The organism is Mesorhizobium loti R88b (assembly GCF_013170845.1).
GTDB lineage: Bacteria > Pseudomonadota > Alphaproteobacteria > Rhizobiales > Rhizobiaceae > Mesorhizobium > Mesorhizobium loti_B.
Genome location: NZ_CP033367.1, coordinates 26,687 through 45,142 on the forward strand (window position 1 = coordinate 26,687; position 18,456 = coordinate 45,142).

An 18,456-nucleotide genomic window follows, 5' to 3' on the forward strand; every position below is an offset into this window, starting at 1 on the left:
GGTGGTGCAAGGCCGTCGTGGCGCTCAGGCCGCGACAGCATCCTTGAGCGCCTTGGCGAGATCGGTCTTTTCCCAGGAGAAAGACCCATCACGGCCGGCCTTGCGGCCGAAATGGCCGTAGGACGACGTTTTGGCGTAGATCGGCTTGTTGAGGTCGAGATGGCGGCGGATGCCTGACGGCGACAGGTCCATCACGGTGCGCAGCGCGTCCTCGAGCTTTGCCTCATCGACCTTGCCGGTGCCATGCAGGTCGACATAGACCGACAAAGGCTGGGCGACGCCGATGGCGTAGGAAAGCTGGATGGTACAGCGGTCGGCAAGCTTCGCCGCCACGACATTCTTGGCCAGGTAGCGCGCCGCGTAAGCCGCCGAACGGTCGACCTTGGTGGTGTCCTTGCCGGAGAAGGCGCCGCCGCCATGGGGGGCAGCACCGCCATAGGTGTCGACGATGATCTTGCGGCCGGTCAGGCCGGCGTCACCGTCCGGGCCGCCGATGACGAACTTGCCGGTCGGGTTGATGTACCACATGCAATCGTCGGCGATCTTGAGGTCGCCCAATGCCTCGCGGATGTATGGCTCTACGACCTTGCGGACCTTGTTGGAATCCCAGGTGGCGTCGAGATGCTGGGTCGACAGCACGATCTGCGTTGCCTCGGCAGCCTTGCCGTCGATGTAGCGGACGGTGACCTGGCTCTTGGCGTCCGGCCCGAGCTTGCCGGCCTCGCCGTTGTTTTCGTGACGAGCGGCGGCCAGCAGTTCGAGGATCTTGTGGCTGTAATAGATCGGCGCCGGCATCAGGTCCGGCGTCTCGCGGCAGGCATAGCCGAACATGATGCCCTGGTCGCCGGCACCTTCCTCGCCCTGGCGGTCGGACGCGTTGTCGACGCCCTGGCCGATGTCGGGCGACTGGCCGTGCAGCAGAACCTCGATCTTGGCCGTCTTCCAGTGGAAACCGGCCTGCTCATAGCCGATCTCGCGAATCGCCTTGCGCGCGACCGACTTGAACTTGGCTGGGTTGATGATCGAATGTCCGGCCGCGTCCTTGAGGACATTGCCGGCCTTGTCCTTCTTCAGCAGCGTCTCGGGGACACGCACTTCGCCAGCGATGACGACACGGTTGGTGGTCGCCAGCGTCTCGCAGGCGACACGGACTTTCCATGGGTCCATGCCGGTCTTCTTGGCTTCACGGTAGACCAGATCGACGATCTCGTCGGAAATCCGGTCACAGACTTTGTCGGGATGGCCCTCGGCAACGGATTCCGAGGTAAAGAAGTAGTTCTGCCGCGTCACGGGTGTCCCCTCTTGAAAAACGATCGGCAGGCTGCCGATTTTGGCGCGCCACGTGTTAGCGGGGCAAAGCGCCGCTCGTCAAGCGTTGCCGCCATTCTGGCACGACTGTCGATGTCGATATCTTGTGCCACCGGCGGCGAACGCCGCCGGCTCGAGGCGCATTGAGGGTCAGTCGAGATCGTCGGCGGCAAGCGACTTCACGAGGTCGATGATCCTGCGGCGGACCTTGACGTCGGCAATCTTGACGAACGCCCGGTTGAGTTGAAGTCCTTCGGGACTGCCGCAGAACTCGACGGCGAAAGCCATCGACGCATCCTCCGAAAATCCACGGCCGGCCACCGCTTCCTGCCCCGGCGCATCCTCGAAAAAGAAGGCGACGGGCACCCCAAGTATGGAGGCAATCGCCTGCAGCCGGCTGGCGCCGACGCGATTGGTGCCTTTTTCATATTTCTGGATCTGTTGGAACGTGATGCCGAGATTCTCGCCCAGCTTTTCCTGGCTCATTCCGAGCATGTTGCGCCGAAGCCGGACGCGACTTCCAACGTGGATGTCGATTGGATTCGGTTTCTTCTTGTTTTCTTCTGTCATTTTTTCCTCGCCGAATTTTTTCGGCTTTGTGATTTTTTTCTCGCCCAAAAAATGCCGGAGGCGACTGCCCCAACAGAACGATCCACCAGCTTCGAGAAATTTTCAGGCGATACAGTATGAGTTTCTAATGTGTCGACTGTCAATTCACCCGTAGCCTTTGCCTTACGTTCAACAGTGCCCCGACCAGCGCAAACAGCAACATGATCAGCATTCCGTTAATGCGCCGCTGACTGGGGGAAACTACACTCTGTCCGGAAATCGGCACCTTCACATCGATGGCCCCGCGCGCGTCGATCGCCAGCGCGTCTACGACGCGGCCATGTGGGTCGACGACGGCCGAGATGCCGTTGTTGGCAGCACGCAGCAAGGGCAATCCGTTCTCCACCGCGCGAATCTGGGCCTGCCTGAAATGCTGATACGGTCCCGGCGTGTCGCCGAACCACGCATCATTGGTAACGTTCACAATAAGCTGCGCTGACGTAGCGTCAACTGCCACAAGATCGGGAAAGATCACCTCATAACAGATAAATGGCAGGGCACGGATGCCGCCCGGCAGCGTGATGGCGTGGCGCTCGTTGCCGGCGGCGAACGTCACCGGTCCGGCGACAAGCTGTGCGATGCCGAAACGGTTGAACAGGTCGGTGAAAGGCAGGTATTCGCCGAACGGCACCAGATGGACCTTGTCGACGGCGTCAGCGATTTCGCCCTTGTCATTGATCGCCACCACGGAGTTGTAATAGCGGCTATCGGTGCCGGCCGCCGAGCCGCCTTCCTCGCGAACAACGCCGGCGATCAGCATCTGGCCGTCGGCCAGCATGTCGCCCAGCGCCGTCAGCGCGTCCGGGCGTTCGGTGAAGAGGAACGGCACGGAGGTTTCCGGCCAAAGAATGAGTTGCGGCTTGCCGTGACCGGGGTCCGGCGCCTTGGCTGACAGACCCAGCAAGGTGGCGAAGATGCGGTCGCGCACCGAAGCGTCCCATTTTTCACTGAGGTCGACGGCCGGCTGGACGATGCGGACATCCAGGCTGCGCTCGGCCGGCTTTTCAGGCGCAGCCAGCCTGACATAGCCGAAGCCGACATGGGCTGCGGCGAGCAAGACGAACAGCGCCGCGCCCAGGCGAAGATGCCGGCGCGCCGCCAGCAGTGCGGGCAGCGCGAAGACGAACACGGCAAGCGCGTTCATGCCGATCATGCCGGTCACCGACACGCTCTGCATCAGGAGGGGCACCGGCATTGCCGCGTAGCCGATGGCATTCCAGGGAAAACCGGTGAACAGGAAGCCGCGCAGCCACTCGGTCAGCCCGAAGCCGAAGGCAAGGGCAGCGATGCGGCCGATATCGCTGCTCCACAGCAGCCGGGCGACCATCGTTGCGAAGCCGTAGAAAAAGGCGAGTGCAAAGGGAATGCCGATCACGGCGAAGGGCAGCGCCCAGGCAAAATCGTCGGCCTCGACCAGCAGCGCCGAGCCGATCCACCAGAGACCGGCGAGGAAATAGCCGAAACCGAACCACCAGCCGACGGCGAAGGCCGGCCGCAGGCGCCGAAACTGGCTGCCCGAGGCTTCACCGGTCGCGCCATCGAGCAGCCAAACCAACAGCGGAAACGAGATGAAGCAGGCGGCGAAGAAATCGTAAGGCGCCTGGCCAAGCACGGCCAGAGCTCCGGCAAGAAAGGCCACGAGCGCGCGCCGCCAACCCCAAAGCAGAATTATCCGGCCGGCCAGGCGCTCCATGCATACTTCCGAGTCGTGAGAATCAGGAGGCCAAGATTTATCAGGCCGCGGCCCGCACTCCAAACGACGCCGGTTCGCCATGTCTTGGCTGGCGCGCTATCGGTGCCAGCCCTTGATGCGCAGGCCGTTCAACCGTTCGGCCTCTTCGCGGGAACCGCAACAGATTCGGCGACCGAAATGCTCACGCCTGCTCGGTGCGGGCCGTGGCGCGCCGGCGGCGCTCGCCCTTCTGGCTCTGCACGATGCGCACGCGCTTGACGCGGCGCGGATCGGCATCGAGGACGTGGAATTCGAAGCCTGGAATGGCCTGCACCACCTCGCCACGCGCGGGCACGCGGCCGAGCGTGTTGAAGATCATGCCACCGATCGTGTCGACATATTCGCCATGCTCGCCGGCGGCGAAATCCTCGCCGATCATCTTGGCGACGTCGTCGATCTCGGCCTTGCCGTCGACAATGAACACGCCGTCGCCGGCCTGGGTGATCATCGGCTCGTCGTCATCATGCTCGTCCTCGATGTCGCCGACGACCATCTCGACAATGTCCTCAAGCGAGACAAGGCCGTCCGTTCCGCCATATTCATCGATGACCAGCGCCATCTGCGTGCGCGTCGTCTGCATGCGGCCCATCAGGTCGGAGGCCAGCATCGACGGCGGCACGAACAGAACCTGGCGGATCAGGTTGAGGTCGCCGATGGTGCGCGCGAGATCGACCTGGGCGAGATCCAGTTGCGTGGCGACGGGGGTTTTCCTGGTCGTTCGGCCCTTCTTGACGCGTGCGAGCTTGGTGATGTGGGCCAGCACGTCGCGGATATGGACCATGCCGCGCGGATCATCGAGCGTCTCGGAATAGACCGGCATGCGAGAATGGCCGGATTGTTCGAAAGTGCCCAAGAGGTCGCCGAGCGTCGTGGTGATCTCGATCGCCTCGATGTCGGCGCGTGGCACCATGACATCCTCGACGCGCACTTCGCGCAGCCGCAGGATGTTGTTGAGCATGGCGCGCTCGCCGGGCGAAAAGGATTCGGCGTCGCTGGTGGTCTCGGCCAGCGCGCCGGCGATTTCCTCGCGCAGGCTGGTTCCGTTGCGTTGCCTGAACAGGCCGATTACGCGATCGAACAAGGAAGGTCCGGCAGGCGAAGGCTCGCTGGCGGCGCTGCCGGTGCTGGCACCAGCAGGGGTAACGGTACTCGGACTTGATCCCTCTTCCGACGTATCGGAAGCCTTGGGGGGACTGCCGGCGTCGGGGCGGGCGGCAGTTTCTGGTTTGTCGTTCATCGTCGTCCGGTCAATTGTCAGATGTAGTTACGCGTAGGGATCGGGAATGGCAAGCCTTGCGAGCGCTGCGCGTTCGATGGCCTCCATCTCCTCGGCCTCGGCGTCGGTCTCGTGATCATGGCCCAGCAAATGCAGCAGGCCATGGATAACGAGATGGGTGATATGGTTCTGCACGGGCTTGTCTTCCAGTACCGCTTCGCGTGAAACCGTTTCGGCGGCGAGCACGATATCGCCCAGCATCGGCGGCAGTGGGCCGCCTTTGGGAAAAGAAAAAGCCGGGAAAGACAGGACGTTGGTGGGTTTGTCCTTACCACGCCAGCCGGCGTTGAGGGTACGGATATGAGCGTCGTCGGAAAAGACGATGCTGAGTTCGGAACGGCCCGTCACGCCGGTCTCGGCAAAAGCAGCATCAACCGCGCGATCGACCAGTCGCGTCAGGCTTGCCTCATCAGGCCAGTCGCCCGCCTCGACCGATATATCGATGTCGACGGGGGGATTCCCGTCGCCGGATATTTTGTCCTCAGGCATGAAGCCGCATCGTCAAAAATCAATTCTCGGCGCCGAGGCCGCGCGCCAGCTTGGCGTCGCGGTCATACGCCCTGACGATTTCCGCCACCAGCGGATGGCGAACGACGTCGATATCGTTGAAGCGCACGGTGACCGCGCCGGCCACGCCGTCGAGGACACGCAAGGCTTCGACCAGGCCCGACTTGGTGCTTGAGGGAAGGTCGATCTGGGTCGGATCGCCGGTGACGATCATGCGCGAGTTCTCGCCAAGACGGGTCAGGAACATCTTCATCTGCATCGGCGTGGTGTTCTGCGCCTCGTCGAGGATGACCGCCGCATGCGCCAGCGTACGGCCGCGCATGAAGGCGAGCGGGGCGATTTCGATGACTTCGGCGGCAATGGCGCGCTCGACCTTGTCGGCCGGCATCATGTCGTAGAGCGCGTCGTAGAGCGGCCGCAGATAGGGATCGACCTTCTCTTTCATGTCGCCAGGCAGGAAGCCCAGCCGTTCGCCGGCCTCGACGGCCGGCCGCGACAGGATGATGCGTTCGACCATGCCGCGCTCCAGCAGCATCGCGGCATGCGCCACAGCCAGATAGGTCTTGCCGGTACCGGCCGGACCGATGCCAAAGACGAGTTCCGACCGCTCCAGCGCCCGCATATAGGCGTCCTGGTTCAAGGAGCGGGCATAGATGGTCTTCTTGCGGGTGGCGATCTGGGCGGCGGAGACCTTGCCCTTGCGCTCCAGCGTCGGCAGCGTCAGCTGATCGTCGGCGGCGACCGCCATGCGCACGGCGCCATCGACGTCGGACTGGCCGATATCCACGCCCTTCTGCAGAATGCCGTAGAGATTGTCCAAGGCGCGGCGCGCCTGTTCGGCGGCCGAAGCCGACCCCTTGATCGTCAACTGGTTGCCGCGCGAGCGGATATCGACACCGAGCTTCTGCTCGAGTCGGGCGAGGTTCTCATCGAACTGACCGTAAAGGGCGCTGGCAAGCTTGTTGTTGTCGAAAGTCAGAACGATGTGCGCCATGTCAGAAGCCCCAGATGCCGGTACCGGGGGCAGGTTCTTCAGCTCTGCTGCGCTCAACCGTCTCTCCTCATCTGCCGAGGTCTGTGGCTATGCATGTCGTTGTCCCAAAACCGGGACCACTTTTGAGCGACATGCATCAGGCCAACTCGGCGAACAGGCTATTGTAGCCCGTCTTCGTGATTCGCACCCGGATAATGTCACCGATTTCGCCGGCCATTTCATCAACAATAACGGGCTGCAGCCAAGGCGAGCGGCCAACCTTCTGGCCAGCTTGGCGGCCGCGCTTCTCGATCAGCGTGTCTATGGTGCTGCCGACCAGGCTCAAGCCGAAATCCTGCTGCTGTTTCAAGAGCAATGCCTGCAGCCGCTGTAGCCGCTCGTCCTTGACCGTTTCGGGCACGTGATCGGGCATGTCGGCGCCCGGCGTGCCGGGGCGCGGCGAATATTTGAACGAGAAGGCCGAAGCGTAGTTCACCTGGCGCACCAGCTCCATGGTCGCCTCGAAATCGGCTTCGGTCTCGCCGGGGAAGCCGACGATGAAATCACCGGACAGAGCGATATCGGGCCGGGCAGTGCGGATGCGGTCGAGCAGAGTCAGATAGTCTCTCGCCGTATGCCTGCGATTCATCGCTTTCAGGATCCGGTCGGACCCCGATTGCACCGGCAGATGCAGATAAGGCATCAGCGCTGGGAGATCACGGTGGGCCGCGATCAGCTCATCATCCATGTCGCGCGGGTGGCTGGTGGTGTAGCGCAGCCGCGCGAGCCCGGGAATCTCGGCCAGCCGGAACAGCAGACGGCCAAGGCCCCATTCCTCGCCATTGTCGCCCTTGCCATGCCAGGCATTGACGTTCTGGCCAAGCAGCGTCACTTCGCGGACGCCGGCTTCGGCCAGACGCTGCGCCTCGGCGACGATCTGCGCCACCGGCCGCGAGACTTCAGAGCCTCTTGTATAGGGCACGACGCAGAAGGTGCAGAACTTGTCGCAGCCTTCCTGCACGGTCAGGAAGGCGGTGACGCCGCGCTTGATGAGCTCGGCGCGCTTGGGCTGCGGCAGATGTTCGAACTTGTCCTCGATGGCGTAATCGGTCTCGACGATCTTCTCGCCGCCACGGACTCTCGCCAGCACGTCGGGCAAGCGATGATAGGTCTGCGGGCCGATGACCAGATCGACCGCGGGCGACCGACGGATGATCTCCGCACCTTCGGCCTGCGCCACGCAACCAGCGACACCGATCAACAGTTCGCGGCCGGCAATGGCGCGCTCCGCCTTCATGTCGCGGATGCGGCCGAGCTCGGAATAGACCTTTTCGGCCGCTTTTTCCCTGATGTGACAGGTGTTGAGCAGCACCAGATCGGCGTCGTCGATAACATCGGTCGCGGTATAGCCGTCGGCGGCCAGCGCATCGCCCATGCGCTGTGAATCATAGACGTTCATCTGGCAGCCATAGGTCTTGATGAAGACCTTCTTAGCTGCCGTGGCACGCACCGCCGGCTGTCCAGCCGCCGTCCCGATGTCGTCGCTTTCAATCGTGTTCAAGTCCATCCGGCGGCTTCTAACGCCTTTCGATGACAAAAAACAGACGATTCTCGACATGCGCCCGCGAGCGCATGCCGGCTCTAGCGGCTCGGGCGCGGGTCGGCGAGTGCTGCCTGCATCATCTCGCGCACCTGGCTTTCCATCAGCCTGGCCGTTTCCTTGCGGTTCGAACCCTTGGCAAAGGCGATCGGCTCACCGAAATGCACTTCGACATCGAGCGCGCCTTCCGCCAGCAGCACCTTGAGATGCGGCATCAAATCCTCGTCACCGATCCAGGCCGAGATCGGCCGGTGGCGGCGGCCGAGCGGCACGCCGTGCAGGCGCGTGTAGGCGATCGCCACCGGCTGGATGAACACCTGCTCGGCCGCACCTTCTGCAATCGCCATCGAGGCGGCGCCGAACAACGTGCTCTTGAACGGCAGGACGGCATTGCCGTCACCGGTCGAGCCCTCGGCAAACAGCACCATGGCGTCGCCCTTGGCCATGCGGTTGGCGATCTCGCTCGCCTGGTCACCCGAGGAACGCTTGCGCTCGCGCTCGATGAAGACGGTGCGCTGCAGCTTCGACAGCATGCCGATCAGTGGCCAGCCTTCCATATCGGCCCTGGCGATGAACTTCACATCGGCAAAAGAGCCAAGCACCATGATGTCGGTCCAGGAGATGTGGTTTGCGGCAACCAGCAAGGGCCGCTTGTCGGACAACGCCCCCTTGACATGGATGCGGATGCCGAGCGCCCGAACGATCATCCTGTGCCAGATCTTGAGAATGACGGTTTCTGGCCACCAGCCGGTCTTCATCGACAGTATCTGCAACGGCACGAGGACCAGCGAGCCGGCAACGACGAGGCCCAGCGCCAGGAAAATCCTGATTTTCTTGATCATCGCCCTACCCCGGCCTCTGGCTAGCGAAGATCGCGGCGCATGACAAGCGCGCCGGTCGGCCCGCGATCGGGCGACTTGTAGTAATCCGGGCGCTTGCCGACCTCACGGAACCCCAGCCGCCGATAGAGGGCGATTGCGGCGACATTGGTCTCGTCGACCTCAAGAAACAGCGCTTCGGCGCGTTGCACATGCAGTTCGCGCAGCACCGCGTCCATCAACTGCCAGCCCAGCCCTTGCCGGCGATGGGATCGCGCCACCGCGACGGTCAGGATCTCGCCCTCGCCGGCCGCCAGCCGGGCCAGCACGAAGCCGACCGGCGGCTTGGCGCCCTGCCCGGTTTCGCGCGCGGCGTAGCCGAACACCGTGTCCTGTCCGAGCAAGGCGGCAAACTCGCCATCAGTCCACGGGCGGACAAAGTCTTCGCGATGCAGCAGCGAGACCGTAGGGCTGTCGCTGATCCTGAGCGGCTCAAGCGCATAGTCCCGGCGGCGCGGCTGGAGAAAAGGTATGCGCATTAATTTTCGTTTTCTTGTTTGACCATGATCTTTTCCGAAAACCGGATTCCACTTTTCGGGATCATGGTCTGAGCCTTGAAAGAATAAATCCGGCTTGCGGCTTGGCATCCGCGCCGCGCAAATAAAGTGGTTTCGGCCTTTCGCCCTCGCTCTTGGCCGCAGCCAAGCGGGCGTAGGTGAGAATGTCGGCCGTAGCTGTCTGAGGCCCTATATCGAAGGCAAGTCCAACCGCTGCGGCGATCTGCGCCGCCGCGGTACCGGTCAGCACCGAAGACTGTTCCTTCGCCATGGCCACGGCATCCGCAAGTGTGACCACCGCCGGACCGTAAGTCAAATCTGACATTCTATCGTACAGAGCCGCATGGATTTCCTCGCGGCCTGCATCGAGTGCCGCCAACACGGTGCGGCCGGGAAATGCCATCGCCGCCTCGGCGGCCAGCGCCTCGAGCGTCGTCACCCCGATCGCCGGAATTTTCAACGCCAGAGCCAGGCCACGCGCCGTGGAGACACCGACACGCAGACCGGTGAAGGAGCCCGGACCGACGGAGACGGCAATGGCACCGAGACCGGCATAATCCGTCGCGCCGGCCCTCAGCGCCTCGGCAATGACAGCCATCAGGTGCTCGGCATGGCCCTTGCCGAGGTCAAGCGCCGAACGGCCAAGCTCCAGTCCGGCCGCCGCGTCGTAGACGCAGGCGGCGCAGAGGCTGGCGGCACAGTCGATGGCAAGCACTTTCATGAGACGACCGGTTGGAAAAACAACTCCCTGTGCCCGCCATGGGGCGCCACGGCAAGCACAATTTGTTAAGCGGCTTCGGTTCGCGCTTTGTCAGACCTGCTCGATGCGCAGCATGTGATTGTCCCAGACATAGTCCGGCTCCGATCGCGTCGCACCGCTGCCCTCGATGATCTCGCCGGCGCCCGTAGTGGCCATGAACCCCGATCCGTCCGGTGCCAGGCCGCAGACCTCGACCAGCGTACTTGACGAGACCACCCGGCCGCTCGCCGCATCGATCACGACAAGCGAATTGCCTTCCGGCGACGAGACGGCGACGGTGCCGGCATCAGGATTGGCGGCGACCGAGCCGATATAGTTGCGGAAGCCGGACAATATGTCTGGCGGCATGTCGATCAGCTGCAGCTCCTTGCCGCGCGCGGCGCGGCCGACCAGCAGCGGACGGTCGGTGCCCGTCCCCCGATACTGGCAGCCGAACCAGACTGTGCCGGATGGGTCGGTGTCCATGTGGCGGATCGACAGCTGGTGTAGTGCCGCCGGCAATTCATGCTTCTCGATCAGGTCGCCGGTAACGCGGTCGATCAGCACATAGGACGGCTTCATGGTGGCGATGTTGAGCTCGGCGCGGCCATAGTCCGGATGGGTCTCGATGCCGCCATTGGCGACCGCGATCGTCCTGCCGTCGCCCGGCAGCAGAAGTTCGTGCGGGCCCATGCCGTAGGTCGGAAATTCGCCGATGCGGCTGAATTTCGCCCGCGCATCATAGATGCCAATGACGCCGGCGGCGTTGTCGAAATCGTTCTCGGTGGCATAGAGCAAGGCGCCATCGGGCGAGAACACGCCATGGCCGAAGAAATGCCGGCCGGTGATGCTGGCGATGGTTTGCGGGGCGTCGCGCCCGGCGTGATCAAAGATCACGGCGAAGGTGCCGGGCTGGCGGGCAAAGACCACCGAACGCTTCGACACGGGATCGAAGGTGACGTCATGGCCGCGATCGGGCAGGTCGATTGCATGCAGCACCTTGCCGGCCTCGGACAGGACGGCGGCGCCAAAACTGCCGTCGCGCTTGACGAACGCCGTGGCGAAGACGGCATCCGCCGCAAGCGTCGCCGCCCACGCAGGCGGCGCTATCGCAGCGGCAAAGCCAATGCCTGCGGCCCGCAGGAAATCACGGCGATCGATCAGCGGCGTCTTCAAGATCAGTCTCCATCCAGCGACGAAAAGCCGGCGGTCAGGCCGAATTCAGCAGTCAGCCTGGTGCCGATCAGGGTCGACAGGCTGGAGGTGATCAGGGTGAAATGCTCGAGTTTTTCGCGTAGCGCAGGATCCGCAAGCACCTTGTCGATCGGGCCTTGAACCGACTTGGCGGTGGCGACACCGTTGACCAGCTGGATATGGATCGATTCCGCCATCCAGCGCGCATCCGACGGCAAGGCATCGCCAAGCTTCGAGGCCTGGAACAGCGCATCTATGCCGGCGAGATTTCCAGCCAGGGATGTGGTGGTGTTTTGCGAACGCCAATAAATTGCCTGTTTTGGTTTGTCCGCCTCGGGCTTGCCACCCAGAAAGCCCTTCAGACGGACATCCCTTACCATTTCGAGTTCGTTGATGAAGACACCGACCAGTTCTGTCACGGCTTCGTTGCCGTCGCGGTAGAGCGGGTTCTGCGGTCCTGGATTGGCCCAGATTGCGGCAAAGCCATCCGGCTTGTTCCAAGCTTCGTTGACGTCCTTGGCCATGCTTTCGATGTTGCCGGCGACCGCTGCGCCATAGGCGCAACGATAGGGATCATCCTTGCCGGTCAGCGTATCGGCGCCGTCGCCGTAGAGGACGAATTCCAGCGCACCGAGCCCCTGCATGGCAATGCTCTTGCCGGTCAGTTGTGCCGGATCGGTGGCGGTCGGGTCCTTGGCGGACAACGCCGCCTGCACCTGTTTCAGGCCGAGGCTCTTGCGATCCGGCCAGTAAAGCATGCGCTCCAGCCGATTGTTATCCTTGATCGGCCCAAAGCCGATGATCTCGGCCGATGACCAGGCATCGACCGTGGCTGAAAATTCGGCCCGCGCTGCGCCGAGTCCCCCTTGCGAGGGCGCTTCGCAGAGCTTGTGCATCGCCTTCGTCAGGATCTCGGCGTGCTGGTGCAGGCTGGCATAGGCGGGGCGGACAAAGCCGTCGATTGCGCGCTGGATGATGTCGGAGGCTTTCACCGCCGCCGATGCGGGGAAAACACCCAGCAAGGCCAGCGGAAGAACGAGAACCAGTGCAGAGCGCTTCAGCATCACAGTGCCTCCAGGAATTTGAGCAGCGCATCGCGCTCGGCCGCGTTGGCGGCGGCAAAGCGGTCGCGCGCCTTCTGCGCCTCGCCACCATGCCACAGGATCGCCTCGGTCAGGCTGCGCGCGCGGCCATCGTGCAGAAAGAAGGAATTGCCGTTGACGGTCTCGGTGAGGCCTATGCCCCAGAGTGGCGGGGTGCGCCATTCGCTGCCCGTTGCATCGCCCACCGCCTGGCCGTCAGCCAGATCCGGGCCCATGTCGTGTAGCAGGAAATCGGAATAGGGCCAAATCAACTGGAAGGCCTGCGCGTTGTTGGGTGCGTCGCGGCGGGTGACGAATTTCGGCGTGTGGCAGGAAACGCAGCCGATCTCATAGAAAACCTTCTTGCCGGCGAGCACATCGGGTTTGTCGAGGTCACGGCGGGCCGGCACGGTCAGGTTCTGCGAATAGAAGGTAACGAGATCCATCACCGGCGGCGGTGCCTCCACCGGGCCGAGCCGCTGCTGCACGCCATTCGGCATTGCGAGGCATTTTGCCTGAGCGGCGGTGCAATCGCCCCAGTGTTTGGGTTCTTCCGGCGTCGAGATGCCGATGTCGCCGGCAAAGGCATCCGCCGCCTGCTGGCGGATCGATGCTGTCTGCGCCTTCCAGCCGAAGCGGCCAAGCGTCAGTTCCCCGCCGCGACCGGCGCGCACGATGTTGGGCCTGCCGGAGATGCCGTCACCGTCGCTATCATCCGGATCGGCGTGGGCCAGAATGTCAGCCGGTGCGATCTGCTCGATCAGGCCAAGGCCGATCATCGGCGGTGTCAGGCGCGGCGACAGCTTGGTGCGCGGATCGAGCGGCCCATAGGCCAGATCGGTGACGAAATAGCTGGGTTTGCGCAGGGAAACCACGGTGCCATCCGTCAGCTTTACCTTACGCTCGAGATAGTCGACATGCATCTTGCCTTCGCCGCGCAGGCCGGGCACCGCCAGCTCCTGCAACTGAGTGCCATAGACCGGATCGGGAAAATTGAGCATCTGGTGAGCGGCAAGGGCCGCCTTCTCGTCGGCGCTGCTGGCATCGCGCGCCAACCGCAGGAACATCGAGGTGGTGCCGGTATCGCCTTGCGGCGGACGGCCACGGCCGTCTTTCAGGTGGCAGTTCTGGCATGCGCGTTCGTTGAACAGCGGACCAAGCCCATCCGATGCCTGCGTCGAGGACGGCGACGACACCCAGTTCTTGCGAAACAAAGCGTTGCCGAGCTTGAAAGTGCCCTCTTCCTCGAACGTGATGTTGGCCGAGGGTTGCGAAAAGGAATCGCGGCTGACCTCTTTTTCCGAGGTCCCTGCGCCACCTTGCATCAGCTCGAACGGCTCGGGTTTGGAGAAATCCGTGGTCGGCCTGGTGATGACGGTGACGCGCGCCTGATCTCCGGCGTTGAGGTCGGTGCGCGTGGTGGCAAGGCCTGCAGGCTGGAGATCGCCGGCCATAGCGGACGATGTCAGCGCCAGCACGAGAATGGTACAGCGCCGAGCAGCCGATAGGGCTGGCGTTTTTCGAAGGGGCGGCGAGCCGGCGGCCCGCCGCAAGCGGCGCGAGAATTCTAAGAGGCGCCGCATTCCCGCATGCCTTTACTCCGCCTCGTTGGCCGAGTCGGCATTGAGCTGGCCGTACTTTCCCTCGCCGATCGAGGCGAGCAGGTCGAGCTGCGTCTCGAGGAAGTCGATGTGACCTTCCTCGTCAGCCAGCAGATCCTCGAACAGCTTCATCGTCACGTAGTCGCCCAGATCGTGGCAGATTTCGCGCGAACGCTTGTAGGCGGTGCGTGCGTCATATTCACCGGCAAGGTCGGATTCGAGTACTTCCTTGACATTCTGCCCGATGCGCAGCGGCGCCACGGACTGCAGGTTCGGATGGCCTTCGAGAAAGATGATGCGGGCGATGAGCTTGTCGGCGTGGTGCATCTCCTCGATCGATTCGGCCCGCTCCTTCTTTGCCAGCTTGGTGTATCCCCAATCCTCCAAAAGACGGAAATGCACCCAATATTGATTGACGGCTCCGAGCTCCAGAAAAAGAGCCTCGTTAAGCCGCTCGATGATCTGAATTTCGCCTTTCATGGGTTCTGCTCCCGTATTGGACGCGCAGGCCTCTGACGCGATCCAGGTGTGAAACGACATCCACACCGCTCGCCTCCGAGCGGGCGTGATAATTTTCGGTGACCCGAATGATCGTTTCCACCACATTTGGGAAGCAGCCGCAACAGCGGCCGCGCTTTTGCATGGCATGATAAATCTTTGCCGGCACGATGAGCTGCCAGGGATCCAGATCCAGCAGGCCGATGATCGTCTGCTCGATTTCCTTCTCGGTAATGATATTGCAATGGCAGATCAGCATTGACTTGGCTCTGGCTGACGGCGCTTCCTCCTCGCCGCGTGGCTTAAATCTTCATCGGGCATGATCCTTTCAAGACCATGCTCGGGGGTTTTTCCCTTATTTGAACACCTTGTCGGGTGCGTCGAGGCTATCGGACCCTTCGAAGGCGATGGCGTTGAGCTTCAAGGAACCGACGGCACGTTCGATCGATTTGGTCTGGTCGATCAGCGCGTCGATCGCTGCCTGCACGGTGGCGTTTCCTTCCTTGTTGCCCTCGGCGATCTGCTGGTCATAGGCTTGGCCGGCCAATGCCCGCGCCTTGATCGCCTCCATCTTGGCGACAGTGACATCGAGCTTATCAGACAATTCTTTGTCGATCGCCGGATCGGTAGCCTTCACCATATCGGCCACCGAAGGCCCCGAAACGACGGTGCCATCGAGCCTGGTATAGTTGGCGTGGTAGGCGGCGCGGATGCCGATCGCGTCATTGAGGTGCGAGTTGTAGGTATTGTCGGAGAAGCAGTCCTGCTCCTCTTCCGGATCATGCAGCAACAGGCCGAGCTTCATGCGCTCACCGGCCAGTTCGCCGTAGGACAGCGAGCCCATGCCGGTGAAGATGGTCGAGATGGCGGTGTTCGGCTCGCCGTCGACGAGGTTCTTGCGCGCCGCGCCGTCTTCCTTCCAGTCATTGACCATCTTCTGCAGATCGGAAACCAGAAGGCCGGTCGCCGACTTCAGATATTGCGCACGGCGGTCGCAATTGCCGCCGGTGCAGTTCTTGAGGTCATAGTCGGTATAGGGACGTTCGCCGGCGCCCGGGCCGGTGCCGTGCAGATCCTGGCCCCAGAGCAGGAATTCGATGGCGTGATAACCAGTGGCGACGTTGGCCTCGATGCCGCCAGCCTGCTGCAGCGTGCCTGACAGGAATTCCGGTGTCAGGTTCGATGCGTCGACCTTCTTGCCATTGATCTCGATCTCCTTGTTGGCGATCACATTGGCCGTATAGAGCGAATTCGCGTCCGATTCTGTGCCGTAACTCTTGGCGACATAATCGATCAGGCCTTCGTCCAGCGGCCAGGAATTCACCTCGCCTTCCCAGTCGTCGACGATCTTGTTGCCGAAACGGTAGACTTCGGTCTGCTGGTAGGGAACGCGCGCCGCCTTCCAGGCGTCGCGGGCAGCATTGAGCGTTTCCGCCGAAGGTTTGGCAAGCAGCGCGTCGACCGCCTTGTCGAGCGCCTGCGCCGTGGTCAGTGAATCCTCATATTTGGCGAGCCCGATATCGGCATAGGTCTTGATGACCGCCTTCGCATCGGTTTCCGCCTTGGCAGGCAGCACAAATACCGCCGCAGTCAGCAGCGCCGTGGCACCGATCGCCGCAAGCCTGCCGCCATATCGTGCTGTCATTATCGCTCTCCAGTTTCTCGGAAATTCTATAAACGGCGCGTGCGGCGACGAGCGCCGGACCACATCAATGCCAAATGCGCCAAGACTTGCCGCGCCATCGCGCGGTTCAGGGAAGAAAGACACCAAAATGCCTCCAATCGAACGGGTTCAAGGCCCAAACATCAAAGGGATGCGCTAACGCGCGGGCTCCCATAAAGCTTCGACATCAGTGGATGTCAATGAAAATCGACGGGAAAAGCCAATTGAAACAATAGTTTAGAATTATTCTAAACTGCAACGGTCAACTTTATGCCTCCGCTGTACCGGCTTTGCGGCTGAACTGTCCGATTGACAGCCGCCATCCCGGGTGCGACCCGCAAACGCTCTCTTGCGGCGGCGCCAGACAATTGCCACGTGGCGAGGCATCCTAGGATCGGATCAGGATTGGAACGCGATGAAGAACGGCGTGGTCATTGTCGGTGCGGGTCATGCGGGCGTGCAAGCGGCCGCCAGTCTGCGCGAAGACGGCTATGACGGACCGGTGATCCTCGTCGGTGACGAGAACGAACTGCCCTACCATAAGCCGCCGTTGTCGAAGACTTTTATCAAGGACGCCGAGGCCAAACCGCAACCGCTTCGGGGCGAAGCCTTCTACACCGGCAGCGCCATCGACTACCGGCCGGGCATCCGCATCGAGCGCATCGATGCCGCCGGACACCGCCTCGAGATATCAGGGGGCGGCGCGCTTGCCTTCGACCATCTGATCCTGGCGACCGGCTCGCGCCCACGCGCCCTGCCGCTGCCAGGCGCGGATCTGTCCGGCGTTTTGTCGCTGCGCTCGCTGGCCGATGCGCGGCTGATCCGGGAGTTGAGCGCGCAGAGCGAAGACGTCGTCATCCTCGGCGGCGGCTTCATCGGGCTGGAGATCGCCGCGACGCTGCGGGCAGCCGGCCGCACGGTGACCGTGGTGGAAGCGGTCGACCGGCTGCTCGGCCGCGCTGTGGCGCCGGTGGTGGCGAGCCATGTCCGCCAAAGGCTGGAAGCGACGGGCGTACGCATTGTCACCGGAACCTCGATTGCAAGGCTCGAAGGCGAAAACGGCCATGTCGTGGCCGCCATCACCTCGTCAGGCGAGAGATTGCCGGCGCGCATGGTCATCGTCGGCATCGGCGCCGTGCCGAATGTCGAGCTGGCGCAGGCAGCCGGCCTCGCGATCGCCAACGGCATCCGCGTCGATCACCAGATGCGCAGTTCCGTGCCTGACATTCTCGCCATCGGCGACGCCGCCTCCTACCGGCACTGGTTCACCGGCGGCGACGTGCGGCTGGAGTCGGTGCAGAACGCCACCGACCAGGCCCGCCTCGCGGCCCGCACCATTACCGGTCACGCCGATACCTATTCGGCGGTGCCATGGTTCTGGTCCGACATTGGCGACATGAAGCTGCAGATGGTCGGGCTGACCGCCGGTGGCGACAGCCATGTCGTGCTGGGCGACCTGCCCGACAACAAATTCTCGATCTACCATTATGCCGGCGACCGGCTGCTCGGCATCGAATCCGTCAACCGCCCCGGCGACCATATGCTTGGCCGCAAGATGCTCGGCGCCGGCTTCTCGCCGACGCCGGAAACGATCGCGGAAGGCCCCGATGGGCTGAAGGCGGCGCTGGCAGCGTTTCAGAGCATGGAGCCCGCCAAGGCCAGTGCGTAGGCTTGCCAATTTTTTGCCATACGCCATAAAATATCTGAATGAGCACCATGAACATCTCACTGCCCGACAGCTTGAAGCATTTTGTCGATCGGCAAGTGACGGATCGCGGCTACGGCACAAGCAGCGAGTACGTGCGTGAATTGATCCGCCACGATCAGGATCGTCAACTTCTGCGCGGTTTGCTCTTGGAGGGCGCATCATCGGCGCCGGGTGCTCCGGTCGATGACGACTATTTTGTCGCGCTGCGAAAACGAGCGCAGGGCCAATAATTTAAGTGGCCACAAAGGCAATTATTCCTCGAAATCTTGCTCTGCAGGATATCGAGGACGCTGTTGATTACTATGTACGGGAAGTTGGTTCGCACATAGCGTTGGGCTATGTGAGGATCTTCAAAACGCCTACAAACTGATAGCCACCCATCCGGCTTCCGGCTCTCTTAGATTCGCCTACGAGATTGGACTGCCTGGTCTGCGCAGTGTGCAACTCAAGCGCTATCCATATCTGATCTTCTATCTTGAGCAGCCCGACCATATCGATGTGTGGCGGGTGCTGCATGCCAAGCGGGACATTCCCGCTTGGCTACAGAATCCAAGCTACTGACGGTGGATCTTGGAGAGAAGTGGCGCCGCC

General features: G+C 62.5%; 18 protein-coding genes and 1 pseudogene. 3 read left to right on the top strand and 16 right to left on the bottom strand.

What is annotated here, in order from left to right; translation table 11 throughout:
* Nucleotides 1-24 precede the first annotated feature (24 nt).
* The 16 genes from metK to EB235_RS00210 form a co-directional block, all read right to left on the bottom strand.
* On the bottom strand, nt 25-1,290 hold the full coding sequence (gene metK, locus EB235_RS00135; RefSeq protein ID WP_027032980.1) for a methionine adenosyltransferase: 1,266 nt from the start codon (nt 1,288-1,290) through the stop codon (nt 25-27).
* A gap of 168 nt (nt 1,291-1,458) precedes the next feature.
* Nucleotides 1,459-1,878, bottom strand: coding sequence for a helix-turn-helix domain-containing protein (locus EB235_RS00140; RefSeq protein WP_027032979.1), 420 nt, complete (start codon nt 1,876-1,878; stop codon nt 1,459-1,461).
* A 139-nt stretch (nt 1,879-2,017) separates the two neighbouring features.
* On the bottom strand, nt 2,018-3,610 hold the full coding sequence (gene lnt / locus EB235_RS00145; protein WP_027032978.1) for an apolipoprotein N-acyltransferase: 1,593 nt from the start codon (nt 3,608-3,610) through the stop codon (nt 2,018-2,020).
* Nucleotides 3,611-3,791: 181 nt separating this feature from the next.
* Nucleotides 3,792-4,886: a hemolysin family protein gene (locus tag EB235_RS00150; RefSeq protein WP_027032977.1), complete on the bottom strand. Its 1,095-nt coding sequence runs from the start codon at nt 4,884-4,886 to the stop codon at nt 3,792-3,794.
* Nucleotides 4,887-4,913: 27 nt separating this feature from the next.
* The gene (gene ybeY / locus EB235_RS00155) at nt 4,914-5,414 is read right to left on the bottom strand and encodes an rRNA maturation RNase YbeY (protein WP_027032976.1); all 501 of its coding nucleotides are present in this window, start codon (nt 5,412-5,414) and stop codon (nt 4,914-4,916) included.
* Between the two features lie 19 nt (nt 5,415-5,433).
* Nucleotides 5,434-6,426 (bottom strand): PhoH family protein, encoded by a 993-nt coding sequence (locus EB235_RS00160; RefSeq protein ID WP_027032975.1) that lies wholly within the window; start codon nt 6,424-6,426, stop codon nt 5,434-5,436.
* Between the two features lie 136 nt (nt 6,427-6,562).
* A complete protein-coding gene (gene miaB, locus EB235_RS00165; protein ID WP_027032974.1) occupies nt 6,563-7,972 on the bottom strand; it encodes a tRNA (N6-isopentenyl adenosine(37)-C2)-methylthiotransferase MiaB in 1,410 nt (469 codons plus the stop codon).
* A 74-nt stretch (nt 7,973-8,046) separates the two neighbouring features.
* The gene (locus EB235_RS00170) at nt 8,047-8,847 is read right to left on the bottom strand and encodes a lysophospholipid acyltransferase family protein (RefSeq protein ID WP_027032973.1); all 801 of its coding nucleotides are present in this window, start codon (nt 8,845-8,847) and stop codon (nt 8,047-8,049) included.
* A 20-nt stretch (nt 8,848-8,867) separates the two neighbouring features.
* Entirely contained in the window at nt 8,868-9,362 is a 495-nt protein-coding gene (locus EB235_RS00175; protein ID WP_027032972.1) for a GNAT family N-acetyltransferase, read from the bottom strand.
* A gap of 61 nt (nt 9,363-9,423) precedes the next feature.
* A complete protein-coding gene (gene tsaB, locus EB235_RS00180) occupies nt 9,424-10,101 on the bottom strand; it encodes a tRNA (adenosine(37)-N6)-threonylcarbamoyltransferase complex dimerization subunit type 1 TsaB (RefSeq protein ID WP_027032971.1) in 678 nt (225 codons plus the stop codon).
* 90 nt (nt 10,102-10,191) lie between these two features.
* The gene (locus tag EB235_RS00185) at nt 10,192-11,295 is read right to left on the bottom strand and encodes a DUF1513 domain-containing protein (RefSeq protein WP_027032970.1); all 1,104 of its coding nucleotides are present in this window, start codon (nt 11,293-11,295) and stop codon (nt 10,192-10,194) included.
* A gap of 2 nt (nt 11,296-11,297) precedes the next feature.
* Entirely contained in the window at nt 11,298-12,377 is a 1,080-nt protein-coding gene (locus EB235_RS00190; protein WP_027032969.1) for an imelysin family protein, read from the bottom strand.
* The gene (locus EB235_RS00195) at nt 12,377-13,978 is read right to left on the bottom strand and encodes a di-heme oxidoredictase family protein (protein WP_027032968.1); all 1,602 of its coding nucleotides are present in this window, start codon (nt 13,976-13,978) and stop codon (nt 12,377-12,379) included. Before EB235_RS00195 ends, EB235_RS00190 begins: the two co-directional genes overlap by 1 nt.
* Nucleotides 13,979-13,990: 12 nt before the next feature.
* Nucleotides 13,991-14,476 carry a bacterioferritin gene (gene bfr, locus EB235_RS00200; protein WP_027032967.1) on the bottom strand — a complete coding sequence of 162 codons (486 nt, stop codon included), beginning with the start codon at nt 14,474-14,476 and terminating at the stop codon, nt 13,991-13,993.
* On the bottom strand, nt 14,442-14,753 hold the full coding sequence (locus tag EB235_RS00205) for a (2Fe-2S)-binding protein (protein WP_027032966.1): 312 nt from the start codon (nt 14,751-14,753) through the stop codon (nt 14,442-14,444). Before EB235_RS00205 ends, bfr begins: the two co-directional genes overlap by 35 nt.
* Before the next feature lie 96 nt (nt 14,754-14,849).
* The gene (locus EB235_RS00210; RefSeq protein ID WP_027032965.1) at nt 14,850-16,139 is read right to left on the bottom strand and encodes an imelysin family protein; all 1,290 of its coding nucleotides are present in this window, start codon (nt 16,137-16,139) and stop codon (nt 14,850-14,852) included.
* Between the two features lie 433 nt (nt 16,140-16,572).
* Between EB235_RS00210 and EB235_RS00215 the strand changes: the two genes are divergently transcribed.
* The 3 genes and pseudogenes from EB235_RS00215 (at nt 16,573) to EB235_RS00225 (ending at nt 18,426) form a co-directional block, all read left to right on the top strand.
* Entirely contained in the window at nt 16,573-17,826 is a 1,254-nt protein-coding gene (locus EB235_RS00215; protein ID WP_027032964.1) for an NAD(P)/FAD-dependent oxidoreductase, read from the top strand.
* 38 nt (nt 17,827-17,864) lie between these two features.
* Entirely contained in the window at nt 17,865-18,095 is a 231-nt protein-coding gene (locus EB235_RS00220) for a ribbon-helix-helix domain-containing protein (RefSeq protein ID WP_027032963.1), read from the top strand.
* A gap of 5 nt (nt 18,096-18,100) precedes the next feature.
* Nucleotides 18,101-18,426: pseudogene (locus EB235_RS00225) on the top strand (type II toxin-antitoxin system RelE/ParE family toxin).
* Nucleotides 18,427-18,456: the final 30 nt, after the last annotated feature.

Excerpts from the sequence above, each read along its gene's own strand:
- ybeY (WP_027032976.1), bottom strand. The coding sequence starts at position 5,414 with ATGCCTGAGGACAAAATATCCGGCGACGGGAATCCCCCCGTCGACATC.
- tsaB (WP_027032971.1), bottom strand. The coding sequence starts at position 10,101 with ATGAAAGTGCTTGCCATCGACTGTGCCGCCAGCCTCTGCGCCGCCTGC.
- lnt (WP_027032978.1), bottom strand. The coding sequence starts at position 3,610 with ATGGAGCGCCTGGCCGGCCGGATAATTCTGCTTTGGGGTTGGCGGCGC.
- bfr (WP_027032967.1), bottom strand. The coding sequence starts at position 14,476 with ATGAAAGGCGAAATTCAGATCATCGAGCGGCTTAACGAGGCTCTTTTT.
- EB235_RS00140 (WP_027032979.1), bottom strand. The coding sequence starts at position 1,878 with ATGACAGAAGAAAACAAGAAGAAACCGAATCCAATCGACATCCACGTT.
- EB235_RS00170 (WP_027032973.1), bottom strand. The coding sequence starts at position 8,847 with ATGATCAAGAAAATCAGGATTTTCCTGGCGCTGGGCCTCGTCGTTGCC.
- EB235_RS00190 (WP_027032969.1), bottom strand. The coding sequence starts at position 12,377 with ATGCTGAAGCGCTCTGCACTGGTTCTCGTTCTTCCGCTGGCCTTGCTG.
- miaB (WP_027032974.1), bottom strand. The coding sequence starts at position 7,972 with ATGGACTTGAACACGATTGAAAGCGACGACATCGGGACGGCGGCTGGA.
- EB235_RS00195 (WP_027032968.1), bottom strand. The coding sequence starts at position 13,978 with ATGCGGCGCCTCTTAGAATTCTCGCGCCGCTTGCGGCGGGCCGCCGGC.
- EB235_RS00205 (WP_027032966.1), bottom strand. The coding sequence starts at position 14,753 with ATGCTGATCTGCCATTGCAATATCATTACCGAGAAGGAAATCGAGCAG.
- EB235_RS00150 (WP_027032977.1), bottom strand. The coding sequence starts at position 4,886 with ATGAACGACAAACCAGAAACTGCCGCCCGCCCCGACGCCGGCAGTCCC.
- EB235_RS00215 (WP_027032964.1), top strand. The coding sequence starts at position 16,573 with ATGAAGAACGGCGTGGTCATTGTCGGTGCGGGTCATGCGGGCGTGCAA.
- EB235_RS00160 (WP_027032975.1), bottom strand. The coding sequence starts at position 6,426 with ATGGCGCACATCGTTCTGACTTTCGACAACAACAAGCTTGCCAGCGCC.
- EB235_RS00210 (WP_027032965.1), bottom strand. The coding sequence starts at position 16,139 with ATGACAGCACGATATGGCGGCAGGCTTGCGGCGATCGGTGCCACGGCG.
- EB235_RS00220 (WP_027032963.1), top strand. The coding sequence starts at position 17,865 with ATGAGCACCATGAACATCTCACTGCCCGACAGCTTGAAGCATTTTGTC.
- EB235_RS00175 (WP_027032972.1), bottom strand. The coding sequence starts at position 9,362 with ATGCGCATACCTTTTCTCCAGCCGCGCCGCCGGGACTATGCGCTTGAG.